The organism is Brevibacterium sp. 91QC2O2 (assembly GCF_024580695.1).
GTDB lineage: Bacteria > Actinomycetota > Actinomycetes > Actinomycetales > Brevibacteriaceae > Brevibacterium > Brevibacterium moorei.
The window spans coordinates 34,953-57,070 of the sequence record NZ_JANIJY010000008.1 but is presented as its reverse complement, the minus strand read 5'-3'; the positions used below and the strand labels follow the sequence as shown (position 1 = coordinate 57,070).

General features: G+C 65.9%; 20 protein-coding genes and 1 pseudogene. 3 read left to right on the top strand and 18 right to left on the bottom strand.

The features are described from left to right. Positions 1-57 precede the first annotated feature (57 nt). From NQ036_RS08030 to NQ036_RS08020, 3 genes are read right to left on the bottom strand one after another with little or no spacing between them, the layout of a single operon-like run. Positions 58-624: an amino-acid N-acetyltransferase gene (locus tag NQ036_RS08030; protein WP_257048199.1), complete on the bottom strand. Its 567-nt coding sequence runs from the start codon at positions 622-624 to the stop codon at positions 58-60. A gap of 50 nt (positions 625-674) precedes the next feature. After that, entirely contained in the window at positions 675-2,009 is a 1,335-nt protein-coding gene (locus NQ036_RS08025) for an MFS transporter (protein ID WP_257058207.1), read from the bottom strand. Positions 2,010-2,062: 53 nt separating this feature from the next. Further along, on the bottom strand, positions 2,063-3,226 hold the full coding sequence (locus NQ036_RS08020; RefSeq protein ID WP_257058204.1) for an amidohydrolase: 1,164 nt from the start codon (positions 3,224-3,226) through the stop codon (positions 2,063-2,065). Between the two features lie 136 nt (positions 3,227-3,362). Here NQ036_RS08020 and NQ036_RS15660 point away from each other — a divergent pair, with 136 nt between their 5' ends. Further along, on the top strand, positions 3,363-4,154 hold the full coding sequence (locus NQ036_RS15660; RefSeq protein ID WP_306439980.1) for a TM2 domain-containing protein: 792 nt from the start codon (positions 3,363-3,365) through the stop codon (positions 4,152-4,154). A gap of 174 nt (positions 4,155-4,328) precedes the next feature. Here the strand turns inward: NQ036_RS15660 and NQ036_RS08005 are convergent, their stop codons facing one another. From NQ036_RS08005 to NQ036_RS15805, 3 genes are all read right to left on the bottom strand, one after another. Next, entirely contained in the window at positions 4,329-6,866 is a 2,538-nt protein-coding gene (locus tag NQ036_RS08005) for an ATP-dependent Clp protease ATP-binding subunit (protein WP_257048194.1), read from the bottom strand. A 228-nt stretch (positions 6,867-7,094) separates the two neighbouring features. Beyond that, entirely contained in the window at positions 7,095-7,295 is a 201-nt protein-coding gene (locus NQ036_RS08000; protein ID WP_257058200.1) for a hypothetical protein, read from the bottom strand. Between the two features lie 507 nt (positions 7,296-7,802). After that, positions 7,803-7,955, bottom strand: a complete 153-nt coding sequence (locus NQ036_RS15805; protein ID WP_373566583.1) for a PLDc N-terminal domain-containing protein — start codon at positions 7,953-7,955, stop codon at positions 7,803-7,805. A 205-nt stretch (positions 7,956-8,160) separates the two neighbouring features. On the opposite strand from NQ036_RS15805, the gene NQ036_RS07995 reads away from it, so the two are divergent. Beyond that, positions 8,161-9,420: a sensor histidine kinase gene (locus NQ036_RS07995; protein ID WP_257058197.1), complete on the top strand. Its 1,260-nt coding sequence runs from the start codon at positions 8,161-8,163 to the stop codon at positions 9,418-9,420. Between the two features lie 115 nt (positions 9,421-9,535). Next, entirely contained in the window at positions 9,536-10,282 is a 747-nt protein-coding gene (locus NQ036_RS07990) for a response regulator transcription factor (protein ID WP_257058195.1), read from the top strand. Here the strand turns inward: NQ036_RS07990 and NQ036_RS07985 are convergent. From NQ036_RS07985 to hpt, 12 genes and pseudogenes are all read right to left on the bottom strand, one after another. Next, positions 10,276-10,617 (bottom strand): Lsr2 family protein, encoded by a 342-nt coding sequence (locus NQ036_RS07985; RefSeq protein ID WP_257048187.1) that lies wholly within the window; start codon positions 10,615-10,617, stop codon positions 10,276-10,278. The two genes, NQ036_RS07990 and NQ036_RS07985, sit on opposite strands and share 7 nt — an antisense overlap. Then, a complete protein-coding gene (locus NQ036_RS07980) occupies positions 10,583-10,825 on the bottom strand; it encodes a hypothetical protein (RefSeq protein ID WP_257058193.1) in 243 nt (80 codons plus the stop codon). Before NQ036_RS07980 ends, NQ036_RS07985 begins: the two co-directional genes overlap by 35 nt. A 52-nt stretch (positions 10,826-10,877) precedes the next feature. Beyond that, positions 10,878-12,410 carry a lysine--tRNA ligase gene (gene lysS / locus NQ036_RS07975; RefSeq protein ID WP_257058191.1) on the bottom strand — a complete coding sequence of 511 codons (1,533 nt, stop codon included), beginning with the start codon at positions 12,408-12,410 and terminating at the stop codon, positions 10,878-10,880. 20 nt (positions 12,411-12,430) lie between these two features. Continuing rightward, positions 12,431-13,321, bottom strand: coding sequence for a Rossmann-like and DUF2520 domain-containing protein (locus NQ036_RS07970; protein ID WP_257048184.1), 891 nt, complete (start codon positions 13,319-13,321; stop codon positions 12,431-12,433). A gap of 42 nt (positions 13,322-13,363) precedes the next feature. Then, entirely contained in the window at positions 13,364-15,181 is a 1,818-nt protein-coding gene (locus tag NQ036_RS15655; protein ID WP_306427586.1) for a PH domain-containing protein, read from the bottom strand. Positions 15,182-15,187: 6 nt separating this feature from the next. Continuing rightward, positions 15,188-15,766 (bottom strand): PH domain-containing protein, encoded by a 579-nt coding sequence (locus tag NQ036_RS07955; protein WP_257048183.1) that lies wholly within the window; start codon positions 15,764-15,766, stop codon positions 15,188-15,190. Then, positions 15,763-16,281, bottom strand: coding sequence for a DUF3180 domain-containing protein (locus NQ036_RS07950; protein ID WP_257048181.1), 519 nt, complete (start codon positions 16,279-16,281; stop codon positions 15,763-15,765). Before NQ036_RS07950 ends, NQ036_RS07955 begins: the two co-directional genes overlap by 4 nt. A gap of 54 nt (positions 16,282-16,335) precedes the next feature. Further along, positions 16,336-17,277, bottom strand: coding sequence for a 2-amino-4-hydroxy-6-hydroxymethyldihydropteridine diphosphokinase (folK, locus tag NQ036_RS07945; protein WP_257048180.1), 942 nt, complete (start codon positions 17,275-17,277; stop codon positions 16,336-16,338). Continuing rightward, positions 17,274-18,119, bottom strand: a complete 846-nt coding sequence (gene folP, locus NQ036_RS07940) for a dihydropteroate synthase (protein WP_306428191.1) — start codon at positions 18,117-18,119, stop codon at positions 17,274-17,276. The genes folK and folP overlap by 4 nt, the downstream gene beginning before the upstream one ends. A 92-nt stretch (positions 18,120-18,211) precedes the next feature. Further along, complete coding sequence (gene folE, locus NQ036_RS07935; RefSeq protein WP_257048178.1) at positions 18,212-18,775, bottom strand: GTP cyclohydrolase I FolE; 564 nt, start codon at positions 18,773-18,775, stop codon at positions 18,212-18,214. 332 nt (positions 18,776-19,107) lie between these two features. After that, positions 19,108-21,345, bottom strand: a pseudogene (gene ftsH / locus NQ036_RS07930) (ATP-dependent zinc metalloprotease FtsH); the annotation flags it as partial. 198 nt (positions 21,346-21,543) lie between these two features. Further along, on the bottom strand, positions 21,544-22,095 hold the full coding sequence (gene hpt, locus NQ036_RS07925) for a hypoxanthine phosphoribosyltransferase (protein ID WP_257048177.1): 552 nt from the start codon (positions 22,093-22,095) through the stop codon (positions 21,544-21,546). Positions 22,096-22,118 lie beyond the last annotated feature (23 nt).

Here is a 22,118-nt window from a genome sequence, read left to right as displayed (position 1 = left end):
CGGTTCGCTCCCTTCGCTCCGGAGCCCGGCCGAGGCCCGTCCTGAGCCCGTCCGGAGTCACTCCAAGTGGACGATCATCCTCGTATTGCCCAGGGTATTCGGTTTGACCCGAGCCAGGTCCAGGAACTCGGCGGTGCCCTCATCGTGCGAGCGCAGCAGTTCGCCGTAGACATCGGGCGATACGGGGGTGCCCTCGATCGCCTCGAAACCCAGGCCTGCGAAGAAGCTGGTCTCGAATGTCAGGCAGAACACCCGGGACACGCCGATCGCGCGGGCGTCGGCCAACATCTGGGTGATGAGCGCCCGGCCCACCCCACGGCGGCGGTAGTCCGGGTTCGTCGCGACCGTGCGGACCTCGGCCAGGTCGGTCCACAGCACGTGCAGGGCGGCACAGGCGACCAGGGTCTCCGTCCCGTCCGCGTGCAGGTCGACGACCAGTTGGAATTCCGGCAGGGCCTCGAAGTAGTTGACGTGGTCCTTCTCCACCAGGATCCGCTGGTCCACCAGCGGGGCGACCAGCGCGCGGATCGCTGCGACATCGGCCACGCGGGCGCGGCGGATGTACAGGCCGCCGGGCAGCGGGCGCGGGGCGAAGTGGTCAGCGGAGTCGGTGTCGGCCGTCATGCGTTCATTCTTCCATTCGTCGGCGGTGGTCGTTTGGGCACCGTGGTGGTTCAGGCGAAGACCTCGTCGTCCGTGCGCTGCGGGGCCAGGGCCAGACAGACCAGGCTGAGCAGGGACATGGCCACGAGCATGATGATGACGGACCAGATCGAGTGTGTCGCCCCGTACAGGCCGGTGGCCAGCAGTGGGGTCAGGCCCGACCAGATGGCCGCGGCCACGCTGTAGGAGAACGACAGGCTGGTCTGGCGCGATCCCGGTTTGAACATCTGCGACATGATCGCCGAGATGGGCGCCCAGGAGCCGTTGACGGCCACGCGGGTCAGGGCGAAGAGCAGGAAGATCAGCCAGATCGGGCCGGTGGACAGGGTGAGGAACATGGGAATGGACAGGGCGCAGAACACGAAGAGCGATACGGCCATGGTGCGCTTGCGCCCGATCTTGTCGGCGAACCAACCGATGATCAGGGTGGAGATCAATTCGCAGAAGGACGCCACTGACAGCACGCGCAGGAACAGATTGGCGTCCATATGGATATCGGACAGCTCACCGGTGGCGTAGCTGGTGGCGAACGTTGTGATGACGTAGTACCCGGCACCGGAGATCGGCGTCAGGCCCACGGCCAACAGCATGGCAGGCCAGTTCTCCTTGATCGCCTGGACCAGGGGCAGTTTCGGCTTGTCGCCCGAGGCCGCGCGGGCCGCCAGCTCCTGCTTGAACACCGGCGTCTCCTCGACCGTGCGGCGGACCCAGTAGCCCACGGCGATCAGCACGGCCGACACCAGGAAGGGGATGCGCCAGCCGCCGGATTCCAGGAATTCCGAGCCGTGCATGGTCAGCAGGGCGAAGATGCCCGATGACAGCAGGGCGCCCATCGCATTGCCCACCTGGGGGAAGGCACCGTAGAAGCCCTTGTACTTCTCCGGCGCGTTCTCCACGGCCAGCAGCACGGCGCCACCCCATTCGCCACCCACCGCCAGGCCCTGCACGACCCGCAGCAGCACCAACAGGATGGGAGCACCGGCGCCCAGGGTCTCGTAGACGGGCAGGCAGCCCACCAGCATCGTGGACACGCCCATGATGAGCAGGGTGAGCACCAGGGACTTCTGCCGCCCGATCCGGTCGCCGATGTGGCCGAACACGATCCCGCCCAGGGGCCGGACGAAGTAGCCGACCGCATAGGTGGCGAAGGACGCCAGGACTCCCACGAAGGCGTTCTGTTCGGGGAAGAACAGCTGTGGGAACACCAGCGCGGCGGCGGTCGCGTAGACGTAGAAGTCGTACCACTCGATCGAGGTTCCGACGAACGAGGCGATTCCGGCCTTCATCGCCTTCTTATGGCTGAATTCCGGGGGCCGGGGTGTGGCTACTAGGGCCTGGTTGGTCATAGTTCCTTCGCTGCCGCATCCACTGATGCATAACTTTTAGTAACAGTGGAAGACTATACACCCGAGGTTGCGCCCAGAGCCGCATCGATCCCGGTCAGGGCCATACACAGGGCCCCATCGCGCACGGCACGGTCGCCGGCCTCGGACACCGCGAAGCGCGCGAACTCCGGACTGTGCATGGGAGGACAACCCTCCCCCAGGCCCAGCATCGGGTGGATCGCCCTGAACCGGTGGGACACATTGCCCATATCGGTCGACCCCGCCAGCGGCGAGGGCCCCGGCAACGGGCGCCCCAGTTCGGCCGAATGCCCGGCGAAGACCGCCTCGAGTTGTGGATCCGGCACGATGTCCAGATACGGTTTGCCGATCTCCTCGATCTCCACGGTGGCGCCGGCGGCCAGGGCGCCGGCGCGCAGGCAGCGCTGCAGGACCTCGTCGACGGCGGCCAGGGAATCCTGCGTACCGCCGCGGACCATGAACTCGGCTTCCGCCAGCGCGGGGATGACGTTCGAGGCGCTCCCGCCCGAGTGCACCGCATAGTGGATCTGCTGGTCGGCCGCCAGCTGCTGACGGTTCAGGCCGATCGCGGTGAGCGCCACCGTCAGCGCGTCCAGCGCGTTGACACCCTTCTGCGGGGCCATCGAGGCGTGGGCGGCGCGGCCGTGGAAGCGCACCGTGTAGCCGGCGCAGGCGTAGGGCCGCATGCCGGTGGAATCGTGGTCGGCGGGGTGGATCATCATGGCGACCGAGGTCCCGGCGAAGGCACCGGCGTCCAATAGGTCGATCTTGCCGCCGGTGGTCTCCTCGGCCGGGGTGCCCAGCAGGCGGACGGTGGCGTGCAGTTCGTCCGCCAGCGGGGCCAGGGCCGCGAAGGCGCCGGCGGCCGCTGCGGCGATGATGTTGTGCCCGCAGGCGTGGCCCACTCCGGGCAGCGCATCGTATTCCGCGCAGATGGTGATCCCGAAGCCCCCGGTACCGGCGGTGGCAAGTAGCGCAGTCTCCAGCCCGCCGACGCCGGTTGTCACCTGCGTGCCGGGAATACCCCGGGCGAATTCGGCCAGGTGGGCCAGAGCGTGGAACTCCTGCGAACCCGGTTCCGGATCGGCGTGGATGGTGTGGCTCAGGGTCACCAGAGCCGGTTCGATCCCGGTGATGGTCGCCCGGGCTGCTGTGGCCGGGGTGTTCTTCGGGTCGGTATTGCGCGTATCTGCTGGCATGGGTTCATTCTTCCACCGCCGAAACCGCGCCCGGTCGTTGCATCCGAGTGTGATGGGGCTTGCGTTAGGCTGAGGGAAACCTGTTATCGACAACATCGCCAAACACAGAATCCGCAAACAGAATCGCAGACCGCCGATGAATGATCAGACCCAACTCGTGGCCGCACAGATGGCCTACGACAATGAGAAGAAGACCCCCCTCCCCGCATGGCTGCTCTGGCTCTTCCTCGGTTCGCTGGGCGCCCACCGCTATTATCTGGGCCGCACGGGCAGCGCCGTCACCATGACGATCCTCTACGCCATCGGCTGGATTCTGATCTGGTTCGTCGGCATCGGCCTGATCTTCTGGATCCCCGTGTGGATCTGGCTGATCATCGACGCCTTCCTCATCAACGGCATCATCAGGGAGGTCAATACGCGCAAGCAGCAGGAGATCTTCCGCCGCTACGGCGTGATGGCCCCGGGCGCCGGCGCCTCGCAGCCCGGCTACGCCTACCCCTCCCCACAGCAGATGCCGGGCGCACCGTCTCAGGGGCAGCTGCCGCAGGGCTACCCCGCAGCACAGAACTACCCCTCGGCTGGGATGCCCTACCCCTCGGCGGGCCAGGCCTATCCCTCGGCACCGGCCTACCCCTCGGCCCCGAATGCGCAGGGCTCGGCGCCCGCACCCCAAGCGCCCTCGGCACCGGCGGCCGGTTCGGCGCCGGTTCAGGGTTCTGCACCGGCGGCCGGCTCTGCCCCGCAGCCGAACGCGGCGCCGTCTGCGCCTCCCGTGTATCCTGCGACCGGCTCCCAGCCCGCAGGCTCCGCTCCGGGCTCGACCCCGGCAGCTCCGCAGTTCCCTTCGGGCCCGCCGGTGTTCGGGTCCGGAAACGCCCAGTGGCCGAACAACAACGTGCCCCCGGCCTCGGGCCCCAACCAATACTGAGCAAACCGCCACTGGGACGGCCGCTGCCGGCACCGCAGCGGTCGTTCCGGCCGCAGCGGCCACACCGCCGCCGAGGCGACACGAAAGGGGCCGGGCAACCAACTTCTTGGTTGCCCGGCCCCTTTCGTACGGTGCGAGGACGGTGCCGGCCCGCGCGGACCGGCACCTGGGCGCTTACTCGCCGGTGACCTCGGCGGAACCGAGTTCGGCGGTCGGCTCCTCGTCCGCGGGAGCGTCCGCACCCACGGCCACCGGAACCCGCTCATTGTCCTTCGCCTCGAAGGTGAACTTCGCGTCGCGGCCCTCGCCCTCGACGTCGACGGACACCGTCTGACCGGAGTGGATCTCATTGAACAGGATCCGCTCGGAAAGCTGGTCCTCGATCTCCTGCTGGATGGTCCGGCGCAGCGGCCGGGCGCCCAGCACGGGGTCGTAACCACGGTCGGCCAGCAGTTCCTTGGCGGCGTCGGAGACGACGATCGACATGGACTGATCGGCCAGGCGCTTGTTCACGCGGTCCAGGAACAGCGAGACGATCTGCAGGATCTCCGGCTTCTGCAGCTGCGGGAAGACGATGGTGTCGTCCACGCGGTTGAGGAACTCGGGACGGAAGTGCTGCTTGAGCTCTTCGTTGACCTTCTGCTTCATCCGGTCGTAGTTCGTGTCCACGTTCTCACCGGACTGGAAGCCCAGGGGTGTGCCGCGGTTGATGTCGCGGGTGCCCAGGTTCGTCGTCATGATGATGATCGTGTTCTTGAAGTCGACCTCGCGGCCCTGCGAATCCGTCAGACGTCCGTCTTCGAGGATCTGCAGCAGCGAGTTGAAGATGTCCGCGTGGGCCTTCTCCACCTCGTCGAACAGGACCACGCTGAAGGGCTTGCGGCGGACCTTTTCGGTCAGCTGGCCGCCCTCTTCGTAGCCCACGTAGCCGGGGGGCGAACCGAATAGACGCGAGACCGTGTGTTTCTCGGAGAACTCGCTCATGTCCAGGCTGATGAGCGAATCCTCATCGCCGAACAGGAACTCCGCCAGCGCCTTGGCCAGCTCGGTCTTGCCGACGCCCGTGGGGCCGGCGAAGATGAACGAACCGGATGGGCGGTTCGGGTCCTTCAGGCCGGCGCGCGTGCGGCGGATGGCCCGCGAGATCGACTTGATCGCCTCGTTCTGCCCGATGACGCGCTTGTGCAGTTCGTCCTCCATGCGCAGCAGGCGCGCGGATTCCTCTTCCGTCAGCTGGAACACCGGGATGCCCGTGGCAGATGCCAGGACTTCCGCGATGAGTTCCTCGTCGACCACGGCGGAGCCCTGGACGCCGTTGCGCCAATCGCGCTCCAGCTTCTCGCGCTCCTCCGTCAGCTGCTTCTCCGCATCGCGGCCCTCGGCTGCCTTCTCGAAGTCCTGGGCGTCGATCGCGGCCTCCTTGCGGTGGCGCGCATCGGCGATCTTCTCGTCCATGGCCTTGAGTTCCGGCGGCTCGGACAGGCGCTGGATGCGCAGCTTGGCGCCGGCCTCGTCGATCAGGTCGATCGCCTTGTCGGGGAGGAACCGGTCGTTGATGTAGCGATCGGACATGTTCACGGCCGCTGCCAGGGCGCCATCGGTGATGGTGACCTTGTGGTGCGCCTCGTACTTGTCGCGCAGGCCCTTGAGGATCTGGATCGCATCGGCCAGCGTGGGTTCGGGTACCTGGATCGGCTGGAAGCGGCGTTCCAGGGCCGCGTCCTTCTCGATGTTCTTGCGGTACTCGTCCAGCGTCGTCGCGCCGATCGTCTGCAGTTCGCCACGGGCCAGCATGGGCTTCAGGATCGAGGCCGCGTCGATCGCGCCCTCGGCCGCGCCCGCGCCCACCAGGGTGTGGATCTCGTCGATGAACAGGATGATGTCCCCGCGGGTGCGGATCTCCTTGAGCACCTTCTTCAGGCGTTCCTCGAAGTCACCGCGGTAGCGGGAGCCGGCCACCAGGGAGCCCAGGTCCAGCGTGTAGAGCTGTTTGTCCTTGAGCGTCTCCGGGACGTCGCCTGCGACGATCGCCTGTGCCAGGCCCTCGACCACTGCGGTCTTGCCGACGCCGGGTTCGCCGATCAGCACGGGGTTGTTCTTGGTGCGCCGCGACAGGATCTGCATCACGCGCAGCATCTGTTCCTTGCGGCCCACGACCGGGTCCAGCTTGCCCTCGCGCGCGGCGGCGGTGAGGTTGCGGCCGAACTGGTCGAGCACCAGCGAGCCCGAGGGCGTGCCCTCTTCGCGACCGCCGGCGGCCACGGGTTCCTTGCCCTGGTAGCCGGAGATCAGCTTGATGACTTCCTGGCGCACCTGGCCCAGGTCCGCGTCGAGCTTGACCAGGACCTGTGCTGCCACGCCCTCGCCCTCGCGGATCAGGCCCAGCAGGATGTGTTCGGTGCCGATGTAGGTGTGGCCCAGCTGCAGCGCTTCGCGCAGGCTCAGCTCCAGCACCTTCTTGGCGCGCGGGGTGAAGGGGATGTGGCCGGTGGGGGCCTGCTGCCCCTCGCCGATGATGTCGACGACCTGTTCGCGGACCTTGTCCAGGGTGATACCCATACCGTCCAGGGCCTTGGCCGCGATTCCCTCGCCCTCGTGGATGAGGCCCAGCAGGATGTGCTCCGTGCCGATGTAGTTGTGCTTCAGAAGCTTGGCTTCTTCCTGCGCCAAGACCACGACGCGACGGGCACGATCTGTAAACCGCTCAAACATGAGCCCTCCTCGAGTCAGTTGAGAGTCCGTTGATTTCTACGACTCTAAACCAGGTGACCCCGGGTTTTATTGCCATTTCGCCCTGGGCCGAAGGCGATTCAGCCAGGGGCGAAATGCAGGGGTGTGAGAGCCCTGCACGAGCCGCGACGCAGCACAGCAGCGGCCATTCCCATGTGGGTTTGCGTTTCAGTTCGACCTCATGCGGGACCGCTGCAGCGCTCACGGCCATCACACACGCGGCTGTCTGGCATCCGCCAATAACCAGAACACGGAGTACAGCACCACCCCGATGGCGGCCAGGGGGACACCCAACGAGCCGAAGGTCGAATATCCGGCCCAGACCGAACCGGCTTCTTCCGACGGCTCGAGCAAGAATCCGATGAGGAAGCTGGCTGCAAGTACTGTCACACTGCCCAGGGCCAGACCCATGATTCCAGCACCCTTTCGCAAAGCACATGAGACTCCTGATCCCAGGAGGCCCGGCACGAGGCAGCCCACGACGTGGAACACCGGATATCCACCAGGCTGGCTGACATCAGCGGCGCCGTCCACCGGGAAGAAGGTCAGGGCAAGAACCCCTGCGATCGTAAACGACAGGCCTCTGAGCATTACCACTACCGAGCTGCTTTCGCAGAAAAGTCATCCATGTCGGGGCCGCACCCGTTTCGCCTGATTGCCTTTCAGACCACCCCAAATCGCCAGCACTTGGCCGATCACGACGGCCAGCAGGGCCAGGCCCAACTCCCACCATCCCTGTGAGGCGCCTCCGCCTTCAAGTGAGGCATCAGCCTGATACCCCAACGCCACGAGGTAAACGCACGCGGCCACGACGCCAACGATTCCGACTCCGGTCACACACAGGCCTACTATCGTCTGCTTATTCACTCTTTACATTCCCTGTCTCTCTTGCTCTTGCGTGCGACACCGTATGGTCGCCTATTCGAAACCGACTCTGGACTTGTAGAGTCCAGTCCAGATAAACCAACCAACAGGGCCGGCGATTGGAACAAACACCACCGCACACACCCAGGCAGAACGAATTAGAATAGAACTTCTTCTTGAACGCGCGATCGATATGAATGCACACACAGCGAGGACCGTGATTGCAAGTGTCAACAATGCGATTAAGATGCCCGAACCACCAGGTTCCAACGGATTCACTTCAACTACTTTCGCTCAAGTATCTACTGGGGTCTAACAGACCTCAGCGCCAGTCTTCTAGATGCAAGCTGCTCCCGTGTCCCCCGATCGGGGGACATTTGGAGCCGCTGCAGGTACGTGCCAAAATCTATCCGTGAGACACCCCAAGCAGGTCCTGCTCAATCCCCACGTTCGCACCATCGCACAGAAGGTCTGGCGGTTCCTCCGGGGCCCGCGCACTGTCGACTTCCCCATTCGGATGGCCATCTTCAGTGAGAGTATTTTCTTTGCCCTGCCCGACAGAGGAGCCGAGTCCGACGATCTTCTCTATGTCGTTCTGAGGTCGGCTCTTCCGCTCTTTATGGTGTTGGCTGCGTTCTGTCCGACTGCGACAGTGATTTTCAGCACCCTGGGCTACATCATCAGTGTCGCTGTCTATCCCGATTTCCTCTGCAGCTACGACATGCCTCTGTCCCTGGCAGTAGTGGTTTTCGCCAGCCGCGGTCGCTGGGTGTGGACGGCGATTGCCACTGCGGTGACTCTGGCTCTTTACCAGTTTGCGTCAGCGCTGGGAAACCCGGAGTTCGAGGGCCGCATCGACATATACTCGATTGCTATGGCGCTGCTATTCGTCGTAGCAGGCTGGGTCGCCTGGTACATGGACAAGCGAATAGCGGAACTGATCCGAATCAATCGCGAGGAAGCTGCCGCTCATGCGCAGCAGATCGCCGACATGAAAATCGGGATCGCCATCGACACCCATGACACCTTCTCACACGTCCTGTCCGCCCAGGCCGCGATGATTCGCGAACTGGCCGGTGGGGACACGAAAGCCGTTGATCCTCGGCTACTGACTGAGCTGTCCATGATCACAGCCAGGGGCCGCCAGCAACTCTCGCAGATGCTGGCCACACTCAAAGAAGGCGACACGGTCCAGGACCAACCGGCTCAGCTGCGGGCAGAGGTTCACACTGCGCTGGCGTCCATTGCATCGGTAACCCGTACTGCAGGATTCTCCGTACAGATCTCCACCGGCACGATTCCCGAATACTGCAGCACCCCGTTCGCCCAGGCAGTGATCTTCATGGTCCACGAACTCGCAACGAACACCGTCAAGCACGCGGCTGACCATGAACGCTGTCTGATCAGCGTCGGACTCAACGATTCGGCCGGGCGGCACGTGCTTCGCCTGGAGGCCAGTAATCCCACCACCACACAGAGCGAGGCCGCACAGCCCTATACCCTGGCCCAGCGGGCCACCGCTTGGAATGGTGTCTGTTCCGCGTGGGTAGAACCCGGTGGCCTGTTTCGAGTCAGAATCGATCTGCCCGTGCCGAGGAATGACAATGAAATGTCCCCCGATCAAGGGACAAGCGGCAAGCCGATTCGTGCTCAGATGGATACATGCGCATGATCATTTCCATCATCCTCGCCTTATCAACCCATCCGCTACCAGCTTCACGCCAGAAGTACTGCAAGTGACTGCGAAACCAGGCCGGATCGTGGGGCCCGGGCAGCCCATTACCGCCATGGTCGTCGACAACGACGGCTGGGTGCGCCGTGGCGTATCCAATATCCTGGCCGCGGATCCTGAAATCACCGTCCTGGAACCCTGTCGGACCGCGCAGGACGGCATCGACACGTACAAGCGGCACCACCCCAGCGTGGTGCTGATGGACGTGGACTTCGGCCTGGACACGCTCAACGGCATCGACGCCACCGCTGCGATCATGGCCGCCGACCCCTGGGCCAATGTCATGCTGCTGACCACCATTACCCCGGGCCCGGGCCTGGCACGCGCGATCGACGCGGGCGCCCGGGCCACGCTGGACAAGGACATGGACCCCGAATCCATCGTCGCCGCCGTCAAAACCCTGGCCCGCGGCGGCCAGCCCACTGACTTCCACTCCCTGGGCCGTTCGCTGATGGTCAGCATGGACTTCCTCCCGCAGGCCCCCATCGGGATTCCGCCGCTGTCGGATCAGGAGCGCCAGGTGCTCACCTTGCTCTACCGGGGCCAGAACTATCGGCAGATCGCAGAGGAAATGCGTGGGGTTGGAAACGGTGAAGACCTACACCAAGCGCATGATGGCGAAGTTCAATGTGAACAATCAACTGCAGTTGATCACCGCCGGCCTGCGCTACCGCTTCCTCTCCGTCTGACCCGCGCTGCCCCTCCCCTCCCGAAGAACAAAGCGATCCCGGCATTCCACAGCTCTTCTGAGCTGTGGAATGCCGGGATCGCTTTGGCGTTCTACGAGGGACTACCTCAGTGAGCGGCCTTGTAGGCGTCCAGGATCGAGGCCTCGATACGGCCGCGGTCGGACACGTCGTAGCCGTTCTCCTTGGCCCACTTGCGCACCAGCTTGGTGTCAGGACCGGTCTTGTAGGTCGTCACGCCACTGTTGCGGGCGCGACCGGCGGACTGGCGCTGACGCGTCACGCGGCGGCCGGCTGCAATGTACGGGGCCAGGACCTCGCGCAGCTTATCCGCATTCTCCGAGGACAGTTCGATTTCATAATCGCCCTGGTCCACCGAGAAGCTTACAGTTTCCGCCGCCTTGCTGCCGTCCATATCATCGGTCAGGACCAGCTTCATTTCGCGTGCCATGGGCACCGTCCTTTGCTTTGTCTGCTACGTCTGGTTGTCCGGAGGCTTCAGCCGGCACATCCTGTGCACCGGCGCCTGCATCCATCTGATCGTAGTACTTCTCCATTTCCTTGCGCTCAATACTGTCGGCCTTGATGACGCTGCGCAGAACGTACCAGAAGACCAACCCCACACAGAGCGAAGGAAGAATTACCTTGATGTATTCCATACCCTACCCCAGATCGGCAGCGGATTAAAACAAATCCGGTGATCAGATGACATCAGTTCTCGATCGGCTTGACCAGCGGGAAAAGAATCGTATCGCGGATTCCCAGGCCGGTAATCGCCATGAGCAGGCGGTCCATACCCATACCCATACCGCCGGTGGGCGGCATACCGAATTCCATGGCGGTGAGGAAATCCTCATCCAAACGCATCGCCTCATCATCGCCCTGGGCCGCGTCCTTGGCCTGGGAGACGAAGCGCTCACGCTGGATCACCGGGTCGACCAGCTCCGAATAGCCCGTGGCCAGCTCGAAGCCCCGCACGTACAGGTCCCACTTCTCCACCACGCCGGGCTTGGAGCGGTGTTCGCGTGTCAGAGGCGAGGTATCGACGGGGAAGTCGATGACGAAGGTGGGCGCCCACAGCCGGTCGGAGTAGAAGTGCTCCCACAATTCCTCGACGTATTTGCCGTGCGAACGGAATACCCCGCCCATATCCACATTGTGTTCCGCGGCGATCGCTGCGAGTTCGTCAACCGTGGTCTCCGGGGTCACGGTGTGACCGGATTCCTCCGACAGCGAATCGTACATGCTGACAACGGCCCATTCCCCGCCGAAGTCGTATTCCGTGCCATCGGCCAGAGTCACCTTGTGCGAACCCGTTGCGTCCATTGCGGCGTTTTGAATGAGTTCCTTCGTCAAGGCGCCGATCGACTTGTAATCGCCATAGGCCTGATAGGCCTCCAGCATTGCGAATTCCGGCGAATGCGTGGAATCGGCGCCTTCATTGCGGAAATTGCGGTTGATCTCGAACACGCGTTCAAGACCGCCCACCACTGCCCGCTTCAAATACAGTTCCGGCGCGATACGCAGGAACAGTTCCATGTCATAGGCATTCATATGCGTGGAGAAGGGCCGAGCCGCGGCTCCCGAGGGAATCACCTGCAGCATGGGGGTTTCGATCTCCATGAAATCGTGTCCCGCGAAGGTGTGGCGCAGGGATTCCATCACCTTGGCGCGCGTCCGCACATTCTCCCGTGCAGCGGGACGCGTGATGAGGTCGACGTAGCGCTGGCGCACCCGCGTCTCCTCACTGAGTTCCGTGTGCATGGTGGGCAGGGGGCGCAGCGACTTGGCGGCCAGCGCCCACTCATCGGCCATCACGGACAGTTCCCCGCGCTTGGAGGCGATGACCCGGCCGTGCAGGAACACATGATCGCCCAGATCCACGTCCTGCTTCCAAGCGTCCAACCGCGCCTTGCCGACCTCGGCCAGGGACAGCATGCCCTGCAGCCGGGTGCCGTCGCCCTCCTGCAGCGTCACGAAGCACAGCTTGCCGGTGTTGCGCACGAAGACCACACGGCCCGTCACGCCCACCACGTCGTCCGTCTCCTGCCCCGGTTCCAGATCCGGGTGGGCCGCGCGGACCTGGGCCAGCGAATGCGTGCGCCCGACGGAGACCGGATAGGCCTGCTGCCCGGAATCCAACAGGCGCTGGCGCTTCTCCTTGCGGATGCGCAGCTGTTCTGGGTCCAGGTGTTCGGGGGTGTCCGTGGGCACATTCGTGCCGTGCTGGTCGTTCTCAGGCATGGTATAAGGCTACCAGCCGGTCACTCCAGCAAATCTGTGAGCCTGAGCGCCGTCTCGTCGCCGATCGTGCCGTTGGAAAGCGCCCTGGCCACCGTCGCACGCGCCAATGCCCGGTACGTCGAGGCGATGGTCGTCGACCCCTGTGTCACCGCCAGTTCGTCCAGGGCCTGCAGGTGGGCCGCCACAGTGTCCACATCCCCGCGGCTGACCGGACCGGTCAACGCCCTGGGACCGGTCTGCAGGGTGTTCGAGACCGCAGCGTCGACCAGCGAGTGCAGCACCCTGGCGGGGTCCTCGACACCGACTTGACCCAGGATGTCCAGGGCCTGCGCGATGACGACCGAGGTGTGGTTGGCCGCATGGGTGATCGCCGCGTGGTAGAGCGCCCGGTCGGCCTGGGCCACCACGATCGGCTCCGCCCCGATCTCCACGACCAGCGCTTGGCCGATCGGCAGCACCGTCTTGGCGCCGGTGACCGCGATGGTCGCCTGCCGCAGCCGGGGCAGGTCCATCGAGGTGCCCGTGAACGTCAGTGAGGGATGCAGGGCCAGCACGATCGCACCGCCCGCGCGGGCCGGTTCGAGCACCTCGGTGCCGTAGCGGCCGGCGCAGTGCATGACGATCTGTCCGGGCTTGAAGCGACCCAGTTTGGCCAGGCCCGCGACCAGGCCGGGCAGTTCATCGTCGGGAACCGTGAACAGCACGAGTTCGGCGCGTTCGACGATCGTCTCCACGTCCAACTGCGGCACCTCGGGCAGCATCGCATCCGCTCGGTCGCGGCTGGCCTGGGACCCGGCGGATACTCCGATCACCGCGTGCCCGGCCCCGCGCAGGGCCGCGCCCATGACGACTCCGACCCGGCCCGCACCAACAATGCCCACGCCCAGGCGGGTCTCGTCCTCGTGGTTCATCCCCGACTCCCCTTCACAGATACTCGTTTCACTTGCATTCCCTCATATACGTGCCCGCCCGTCCATCAGATCGCGGGCCCGTTGGGTGCGCGCGCCCAGGGCCATGAACATGTTCTGCGCCGAAACCGGGTCCACATGCAGAATCCGCGGTTGGATGGGACCCGCGGTCGAATGCAGTTCGATCGTCATCAGGTGGAACCTCCGCTGCAGCGGCCCCTGTTCCAGGCGCAGCGACTGCACCCTGGCATAGGGGACGAAGACGACCCAGCGGTGCAGTCTGCCGCCCCGGATCACCTCCATGTGTTCCAGCGGCGCCGAACCGTTGCGCTTATAGGTCAGCGGATCCAGCCAGCGGGCCACCGCAGGTGATGCCCCGAAGCCCGTATTGCCGGGCTTGCGGTGGTCGGTCGAATCCATCGCGTCGAAGATGAACTCACGAGCGTCGGCGCGCCCCGGGTCCGGCAGCGCCAGGCCCAGCAGCATGAGCGCCTGTTCCCTGCTGCCCACCGGCAGCAGCACCGTCTGGATCGACTTGGCATCGGCGACATCGCTACCACCGGCGAAGTTGTATTCGACCTTCCACCAGTCCGGGCCACGCCACAGCAGGGGCTGGCTCACCCGCACCGCCTGGATCCGGTCGAGCGGAATGACGCGGCGCACGGTGGTCGTCAGTCCCGTGGTGATGGTCAGCCCGTCGGCGGTCAGGGCCACAGAGAAGTTCGCGTACTGCAGGCCGGATTTGGCCTGCGCATAGAACACGGAGACGAAAGCGATCACGATCGGTATCGCCGCGCTCAATAAGGCGCCCAGGGCCTCACCGCCGGCTATGGACACCGCGATAATCACACCGATTATCACTGCCAGGATGAAGAGGACACCCACGATCGTGCCCGCGCTCAGCAGTTGGGAGAGCAGTACCTGATGGGCCGGGATCCGCAGCAGCCGGCCGGCGGCGTCGACCCGCGGGTCGACGGTGTAAGCGGCCAGGGCCTCGCGCAGGGTGCCCTCGATGTCCTGGCCGACGGCCTGGCCGGTGTGCGCCAGCCCCGCCAGCAGGCGCGAACCCACCGAAGTGCCGCGCTCCCCCGTCGCGTCGGCCGGTCCGGCGGACTGCGTGGCGCCGGGGAAGGTCTGAGCGCCCGGGGCCGAGGCGCCACCCGGCTGTGCGCCCGCACCCGGGCTGAGGCGCGGGGCAGCGCCCGGAGCCGCACCGGGACCGGTGCCGGGTCCCGGATCCGGAACCGCGGGCCCGCCCGGCCCCGGTCTCGTGCCCTGCGGCTGAGTAGCGCCCTGGGCTGTGCCGACTGCCGGCTGTTCCCCGGCCTTGGCCGCGCGCACCCTGGCGAGCATCTCATCGCGCAGTTCGAAGGCCTCGGCGCGGCGCAGATAGCCGATGGCGATGTTCGAGTTCTTGCCGCCGGCCACATCGAAGTTCAGGGTCGCCAGGCCCACGATCCGCGCCAGCAGCGGCTGGTTGACGTCGATCGCCTGCACCCGGTCCAGCCGGGCGGAGCGCTGTTTCTTCGACAGCACCCCCTGGTGCAGGTAGACGGCGTCACTGCCCAGCCGGAACCGGGTGTACTTCCAGGTCAGCCAGTTGCCGCCCACCACAAGCGCCAGCACCACCACGAGCACGGCCAGGCCGGCCAGCAGGTACAGCGGATTGTCCGCCGCCCAGCGCCAGATCGCCTTGGTGGGCGGTTCATCGTGTTGGAGATAGGCCTCCACCTGGTCCTGGATGAGCTGGTGGGCGTTCGCCACGGCCACCGCCACGATCGCCACGGCGACGATCACGGTGCGCACCACCGGGGTCAGCGGGTGGACGTGGCGCCAGCCGTTGGTATCCGCGTGCTCGGTCATCGTCGATCACAACCCTGCCAGGCGGTGCTCGCCACGGGCTGCCAGCTCATTGCGCAGCGCATCCGCGCGGGCCCTGGTCAAACCGGGGATGACGGCATCGGATTTCGCCGAGGCCGTGTGCAGTTCCACCGTCGCCAGGCCCAGCAGCCGCTCCAGCGGTCCCTGCCCCACATCGACGAACTGCAGCCGGCCCAGGGGCACGATCGTGGTGCGCTGGAACATGATGCCGCGCTGGATCAGTAGGTCGGTCTCGCCCACCCGGAATCCCATCCGGCGCACCTGGCGGGGGATCAGCACGGCCAGCCAGCCGAACAGCACCACGGTGATCAGGGCCTCGGCGGCCACGATCGGCCAGGCCCAGGATTGCCAAACGGCCAGCACGATGGTCGCGGCGATCACCACCAGCGGCAGCAGCAGCCAGCCCGCCAGGCCGATCAGCCGCAGGCCGACCAGGCGACGGCTCAGCGGCTCCAAGTTCTGCTCCTCCCGCTCCAGCGTGTTCACCGGCGGCTCGGAGGGCCTGCCCGGCACCGCAGCAGAGGGATCATAGGGGGAACTGTGGGAGGGCATATTCGTCTCATTCATGCTGGATCGGCCTCCGGACCGCTCAGACCGGTGTCACGACCCTGGGACTCCCGGCGTTTGCGTTCGATCTCCCGGGGGTCGTCCGGGGGCAGGCGGCAGAACCATTCGACGATCAGACCGACGATGAGCAGGACGACGGCCGCCAGGAATGCCGCTGCGTAGGGTATGGCCAGATGCACGCGCAGCACATCGGTGCTGATGAGCAGGTAGAGCAGGTGGCCGCCGTAGAAGCCGGTCAGGATCGCGCCGGCGAAGGCCGCTGCGCGTGCCATGATCGCCACCCGGGCCGCGCGCAGCGGGTCCATCACCTCTTTGCGGTCCCCGTCGTTCCAGCGCTTGATCGGCAGGCCCAGGATCAACAGGACCAGGGAGAGCAGCACCATCCCGCCGATCGCCGGCCACGGTGCCGGGGGCAGTTGGCGTCCGGTCGATTCCAGCACGTAGCACAGGCAGCCACCGGCCACGAGGCCCACGAGTCCCCACAGCACCAGGGAAAGCGGGCGGATCTTGTTCATCGGTCCTTCTCGGGTCCTTCGGGTTATGGTCCTGCGGTCTGTGGTCCTATCAGTTCAGACGGTTCGGTTGAGACGGCGAATGCCCTGACCGGCCAGCTCAGCGGCCCGCCTGGTCACCTCCACGGTAGCAGTGTCGGGGTCGCTCGCATCGGTTCGAGTGATCGCCGCGGCGCGCAGCCGGGCGGCCGGACGCAGTTCGGCCCAGGGGGCCAACACGAAGGCACGGCCCGCGGCCTGCGGGTGTGGCAGGGTCAGCACCGGATCGGAACTCATGATCTGCACCAGCGGGTCGTCGATGTCCTGCGAGGCGTCGGTCACCCGGATCAGGTCGATGTCCAGGGTGCGCGGCCCCCAGTGCACCAGGCGGCGCCTGCCGTGGGCCAGTTCGATCCCCTGGCACACCGCCAGGAGTTCGCGCGGGCTCAGGGAGCTGGTCACCAGTGCCGCGGCGTTGACGAAGTCGTCCTGTTCCACTCCGCCGACCGGCGCGGTGGAGTACTTCGAGCTGATGGCCTCGACGCTGATCCGCGGGTGTTCGGCCAGGGCCTCAAGGGCAGCGTCCAGGGTGTCGGCGGAGCTGCCCATATTCGACCCGAGCGACAGCACTGCGCGGATCAACTGGGGGCGAACGGCGCGCCGGGTCCGCTCCACGTGCACGGCCACATCGTCGAAGCTGCGCTGGATCGGGGCGTGCGGTTTGTGGACGGTGACTTCGACGCGTTCGGCCTTCGTCAGGCAGTGTTCGGCGATGGTCCCGGCCAGGGTCTCGATCAGGTCGAAGGGCTCACCCTCGACGATCGCCGCGACCTCCTCCGCCAGGCCGCCGTAGTCCACAGTGTCGGCCAGGTCGTCACTGCCGGCGGCCGGGGCCAGGTCCGCATGCAGCACGACGTCGACGATGAAGTCCTGGCCGTCGCGCTTCTCGTGGTCGAATACGCCGTGGTAGCCGAAGACCTTGAGGCCGGTGAGCTCGATCCGGTCCAGGGGCTGGTTCATCGGGCGGTCCCTTCATCGTGGTGGGAGGTGGTGGGCACCTGATCGCGCCCTGCCAGGTCGATCGCGTGCACCACTGCGGCCGCGATCGCCGAGGCCCTGGGTTCGTGCACGCGCACCGCCCAGGCGCCCGCGCGCGCGGACACGGCTGTGATGGCGGCGGTGGCGGCGTCTCGGTCCGCCTCGCTGACCGAGCCCGGGTCCTGCGGGTCGATCAGCCGGGCCAGGAAGCGTTTGCGGGAGCCTGCGACCAACAGCCGGTAGGGCAATTGGACGAACTCGTCCAGGCCGGCCAGCAGCTGCCAGTTGTGTTCGGCGTGCTTGGCAAACCCCAGTCCAGGATCCAGGATGATCCGCTGCGCCGATACCCCGGCGTCCAGCGCGGCGGTGACGCGTTCGCGCAACTCGGATCGGACTTCGCCGACGACGTCCCGGTAAGTGTAGACGGCGTGTTTATCGCTTAAGTACCCGCGCCAGTGCATGAGCACCAGGTCAACGCCGGACTGGGCCGCCAGGGGCAACATGGCGGGTTCGCTCTGGCCGGAGGAGACGTCGTTGAGGATCGTGGCGCCGGCTTCCAGGGCGGCCGCGCCGGTGGCCGCGCGCATCGTGTCGATGCTGATCACGGCCCCGGCCGCCGCCAGTTCGCGCACGACGGGGACGACCCGGCGGATCTCCTCGTCCGGGTCCACCCGTGCCGCACCCGGCCGGGTCGATTCGCCGCCCACGTCGATGATGTCAGCGCCGCCGGCCATGAGCTCCAGGCCGTGCGCGATCGCCGCTGCCTGGTCGAAGTAGCGGCCCCCGTCGGAGAAGGAATCGGGCGTCACATTGAGCACGCCCATGATCTGGGTCCGCTCCGCCGCCGTGGCCGCATTGCCCGGCTGGGGTGTCGCGGTCGCCTCGCCGGGCCGGGAACCCGTGCTGTCGCCCACCGTCACTTGCCCAGGATCAGGCTCATGGCCTCGGCCCGGCTGGCGGGATCGCGCAGCTGGCCGCGGACGGCCGAGGTGGTGGTCGTGGCGCCGGCCTTCTGCACTCCGCGCATCGACATGCACAGGTGTTCGGCCTCGATCACGACGATCACCCCGCGCGGGTTGAGGTGTTCGACCAGGGCGTTGGCGATCTGGCTGGTCAGGCGCTCCTGGACCTGCGGGCGCCTGGCGTAGATCTCCACCAGCCGCGCCAGTTTGGACAGCCCCGTGACATTGCCCTCCTTGCCCGGGATGTAGCCCACATGGGCGACCCCGTGGAAGGGCAGCAGGTGGTGTTCGCAGGTCGAGTACATCTCGATATTGCGCACCAGCACCATTTCGTCGTAGCCCACATCGAAGTTCACGCCCAGGACTTCGGAGGCGTCTTGGCTCAGGCCCGCGAACATCTCCTCATAGGCCCTGGCCACCCGCCCGGGGGTGTTGAGGAGCCCATCGCGATCCGGGTCCTCCCCGATCGCGTAGAGGATTTCGCGGACTGCTGCTTCGATGCGGGGCTGATCGACCATGCTGCCTTCTTCGGTTTCGACTGGGAGGAGTGAACGGGCGGCCGGGTGGCTCAGTGCTGCGGACCCGTGGGGCCCTGGCCCGGTTCACCGGGTTGCCCTGGCTGCCCTGGGTGGCCGGGCTGCTGCGGGCCGGGCTGCGAACCAGGTTCCTGCGGCGGGTACTGCTGACCCGGCTGCGAGGGGTACGGACCTCCCGGGTAGCCCTGCCCCGGCTGCCCTGGGTAGCCCGATCCGGGCTGCGAACCGTAAGGACCCGGCTGACCCGGGTAGCCCGTTCCCGGCTGCGAACCGTAGGAGCCCGGGTAACCCTGTCCCGGGTGCCGGCCCTGTCCGCCCTGCGGATTCTGGCCCGGGTGCTGACCGGGCTGGCCTGACTGCGGGCCGTACGGGCCCGGCTGCGAGGGGTAGGGCTGGCCGGCCGAAGGGTACTGCTGCTGTCCCGGGTACTGGCCCGGCTGACCGTGCTGCCCTGGGTACTGGCCCGGCTGGCCCGGTCCGACCGGCGGCAACACCTGGGTGGGCTGATCGCCATAGGGACTCTGCGGGCCCGGATAGGGCTGCCCGTGCCCGGCCTGCGGACCGCCGGCCTGCGGATGATCCGCCGGTCCACCGTTGCCGTCGGGTCCCTCGGAGGCCAGGCCGGACCAACCGCCCAGGTCCACGACCTGGCGTTCCGGGACCTCGATCGGCGGGATGTCGGAGACGGGACGGTCCGGATCGGCCAACCAGATGTCGCGCTTGGGAGCCTTGACGACATCGGCGAAGATGTCGGTCAGCTGGTGCTGGTCCAGGGTCTCCTTCTCCAGCAGCTCGTGGGCCAAGCGGTCGAGCACTGCGCGGTTGGTCGTCAGCGCCCAGTAGGCGTCGGCGTGCGCGGTGTTGATGAGTTCACGGACCTCGGAGTCGATGGTGTTCATCGTTTCATCCGAATAGTGTTCGTCCGCGTTCCGGCCGGCGTAGGGATCGGAGTTCTCATCGCCGATCTTGACCATGCCCACGCGCGAACTCATGCCGTACTGCGTGACCATCTTGCGCGCGGTTCCGGTGGCCTTCTCGATGTCGTTGCTGGCACCCGAGGTCGGATCGTGGAACACCAGTTCCTCCGCCACGCGCCCGCCCATCGCATAGGCCAGCTGGTCCAGCAGTTCGTTGCGGGTCGTCGAGTACTTGTCCTCATCGGGCATCACCATGGTGTAGCCCAGGGCGCGCCCGCGCGGCAGGATCGTGATCTTGGTGACCGGATCCGTGTTGTTCATCGAGGCAGCCACCAGGGCGTGGCCACCCTCGTGATAGGCGGTGACCAGGCGTTCCTTGTCGTTCATCAGGCGGGTGCGCTTCTGCGGACCGGCGATGACGCGGTCGATCGCCTCGTCGATGATGACATTGGTGATGGCGTGCTGATTGGTCCGCGCCGTGAGCAGCGCGGCCTCGTTGAGCACATTGGCCAGGTCCGCGCCGGTGAACCCGGGGGTCCGCTTGGCGACCATGCCCAGGTCCACGCTGGAGTCCAGGGGCTTGTTCTTCGCATGGACCTCCAGGATGCGCTGGCGGCCCTTCATATCGGGGGCCTCCACCGTGACCTGCCGATCGAAACGGCCCGGCCGCATCAGGGCGGGGTCGAGCACATCGGGGCGGTTGGTCGCCGCGATCAGGATGACGTTCGTGTTCGCGTCGAAACCGTCCATCTCCACCAGCAGCTGGTTGAGGGTCTGTTCGCGTTCGTCGTTGCCGCCGCCCATGCCCACACCGCGCTGTCGACCCACCGCGTCGATCTCGTCGATGAAGATGATGCAGGGGGAATTCTGCTTGGCCTGCTCGAACAGGTCGCGCACACGCGATGCGCCGACACCCACGTACATCTCCACGAAGTCCGAACCGGAGATGGAGTAGAACGGGACCCCGGCCTCGCCCGCCACGGCCTTGGCCAGCAGCGTCTTACCGGTACCGGGCGCGCCGTAGAGCAGCACGCCCTTGGGGATCTTCGCCCCGACCGAGGTGAACTTCTTGGGTTCCTGCAGGAATTCCTTGATCTCCTGCAGTTCCTCCAGGGCCTCGTCGACACCGGCCACGTCCTTGAACGTGACGTCCGGGTGCTCCTTGTTGACCAGCTTGGCCTTGGACTTCCCGAAGTTCATGATGCCCTTGCCGGCACCGCCCATCTGGGACAGCAGGAACCAGAAGATCAGGCCGATGATGATGAAGGGGATCAGGTTGATCAGCAGGCTGGTGACCCACGACTGCTTGGGGACCTCGTCGGTGTAGCCGTTCTCCAGTTTGGCGTCGGAGACCGCCTTGACCACGGTCTCGCCGCGCGGTTCGACGTAGAAGAACTGGACCTTCTTGCCGTAGTCCTTCTTATCGACCTTGAAGTCCTCGTTCAGGGTCATGTCCACGCGCCGGTCGCCGTCGACGACCTTGACCTGTTCGACCTTGCCGTCCTTGAGCAGACTCAGGCCCTGGCTGGTGTCGATGCGTTGGAAACCCCCGCCTGACAGCAGGAGTGTCGCGATGGAGATGACGATGATCGCCAGAATGACCCAGGACAGTGGGCCCCTGGCCATCTTCTTCATACGCGCCTGACCGCTGGAGGGCCCGGTCTTGGCGCTCTTGCCACCGGACTTGGAATCGGATGACGGCCCGTCCTGCTTGTCCGGACGGTTCTTATCGGAGTCGGCCATGGGTCCTCTCGGCGACGATGGGATGGTGCGACGGGCAGTCTAGTGCGCGAAGTTTGGTTTCAGCTGTAGACGCCCGACTGCGGTGGGCGCTCAGCTGTAGACGTGCGGGGCCAGGGTGGCGACGAAGGGCAGGTTGCGGTACTTCTCCGCGTAGTCCAGACCGTAGCCCACCACGAATTCGTTCGGCACATCGAAGCCGATGTACTTCACGTCGATATCGACCTTCATGGCGTCTGGCTTGCGCAGCATCGTGCAGATCTCCACCGAGGCCGCCCCGCGCGAGCGCAGATTGGCCAGCAGCCATGACAGGGTCAGGCCGGAGTCGATGATGTCCTCCACGATGAGCACGTGTGCGCCGTGCAGGTCCGTGTCGAGGTCCTTGAGGATGCGCACCACACCGGAGGACTTCGTGCCGGAGCCGTAGGAGGACACCGCCATCCAGTCCATGGTGATGTGCGAGTGCAGGGCCCTGGCCAGGTCCGCGATGACCATGACGGCGCCCTTGAGCACGCCGACCATCAGGATGTCGCGCCCCTGGTAGTCGTGGTCGATCTGCGCGGCCATTTCCGTCAGCCGATGTTTCAGCTGTGCTTCCGTCACGAGGACGTGTTCGATGTCGGTGCCCAGATCCTGCTGATCCACGGTGCCTCTTCCCCTTCGATGCC

Excerpts from the sequence above, each read along its gene's own strand:
- NQ036_RS08030 (WP_257048199.1), bottom strand. The coding sequence starts at position 624 with ATGACGGCCGACACCGACTCCGCTGACCACTTCGCCCCGCGCCCGCTG.
- NQ036_RS08025 (WP_257058207.1), bottom strand. The coding sequence starts at position 2,009 with ATGACCAACCAGGCCCTAGTAGCCACACCCCGGCCCCCGGAATTCAGC.
- NQ036_RS08020 (WP_257058204.1), bottom strand. The coding sequence starts at position 3,226 with ATGCCAGCAGATACGCGCAATACCGACCCGAAGAACACCCCGGCCACA.
- NQ036_RS15660 (WP_306439980.1), top strand. The coding sequence starts at position 3,363 with ATGAATGATCAGACCCAACTCGTGGCCGCACAGATGGCCTACGACAAT.
- NQ036_RS08005 (WP_257048194.1), bottom strand. The coding sequence starts at position 6,866 with ATGTTTGAGCGGTTTACAGATCGTGCCCGTCGCGTCGTGGTCTTGGCG.
- NQ036_RS08000 (WP_257058200.1), bottom strand. The coding sequence starts at position 7,295 with ATGGGTCTGGCCCTGGGCAGTGTGACAGTACTTGCAGCCAGCTTCCTC.
- NQ036_RS07990 (WP_257058195.1), top strand. The coding sequence starts at position 9,536 with ATGGTCGTCGACAACGACGGCTGGGTGCGCCGTGGCGTATCCAATATC.
- NQ036_RS07985 (WP_257048187.1), bottom strand. The coding sequence starts at position 10,617 with ATGGCACGCGAAATGAAGCTGGTCCTGACCGATGATATGGACGGCAGC.
- NQ036_RS07980 (WP_257058193.1), bottom strand. The coding sequence starts at position 10,825 with ATGGAATACATCAAGGTAATTCTTCCTTCGCTCTGTGTGGGGTTGGTC.
- lysS (WP_257058191.1), bottom strand. The coding sequence starts at position 12,410 with ATGCCTGAGAACGACCAGCACGGCACGAATGTGCCCACGGACACCCCC.
- NQ036_RS07970 (WP_257048184.1), bottom strand. The coding sequence starts at position 13,321 with ATGAACCACGAGGACGAGACCCGCCTGGGCGTGGGCATTGTTGGTGCG.
- NQ036_RS15655 (WP_306427586.1), bottom strand. The coding sequence starts at position 15,181 with ATGACCGAGCACGCGGATACCAACGGCTGGCGCCACGTCCACCCGCTG.
- NQ036_RS07955 (WP_257048183.1), bottom strand. The coding sequence starts at position 15,766 with ATGAATGAGACGAATATGCCCTCCCACAGTTCCCCCTATGATCCCTCT.
- NQ036_RS07950 (WP_257048181.1), bottom strand. The coding sequence starts at position 16,281 with ATGAACAAGATCCGCCCGCTTTCCCTGGTGCTGTGGGGACTCGTGGGC.
- folK (WP_257048180.1), bottom strand. The coding sequence starts at position 17,277 with ATGAACCAGCCCCTGGACCGGATCGAGCTCACCGGCCTCAAGGTCTTC.
- folP (WP_306428191.1), bottom strand. The coding sequence starts at position 18,119 with ATGGGCGTGCTCAATGTGACGCCCGATTCCTTCTCCGACGGGGGCCGC.
- folE (WP_257048178.1), bottom strand. The coding sequence starts at position 18,775 with ATGGTCGATCAGCCCCGCATCGAAGCAGCAGTCCGCGAAATCCTCTAC.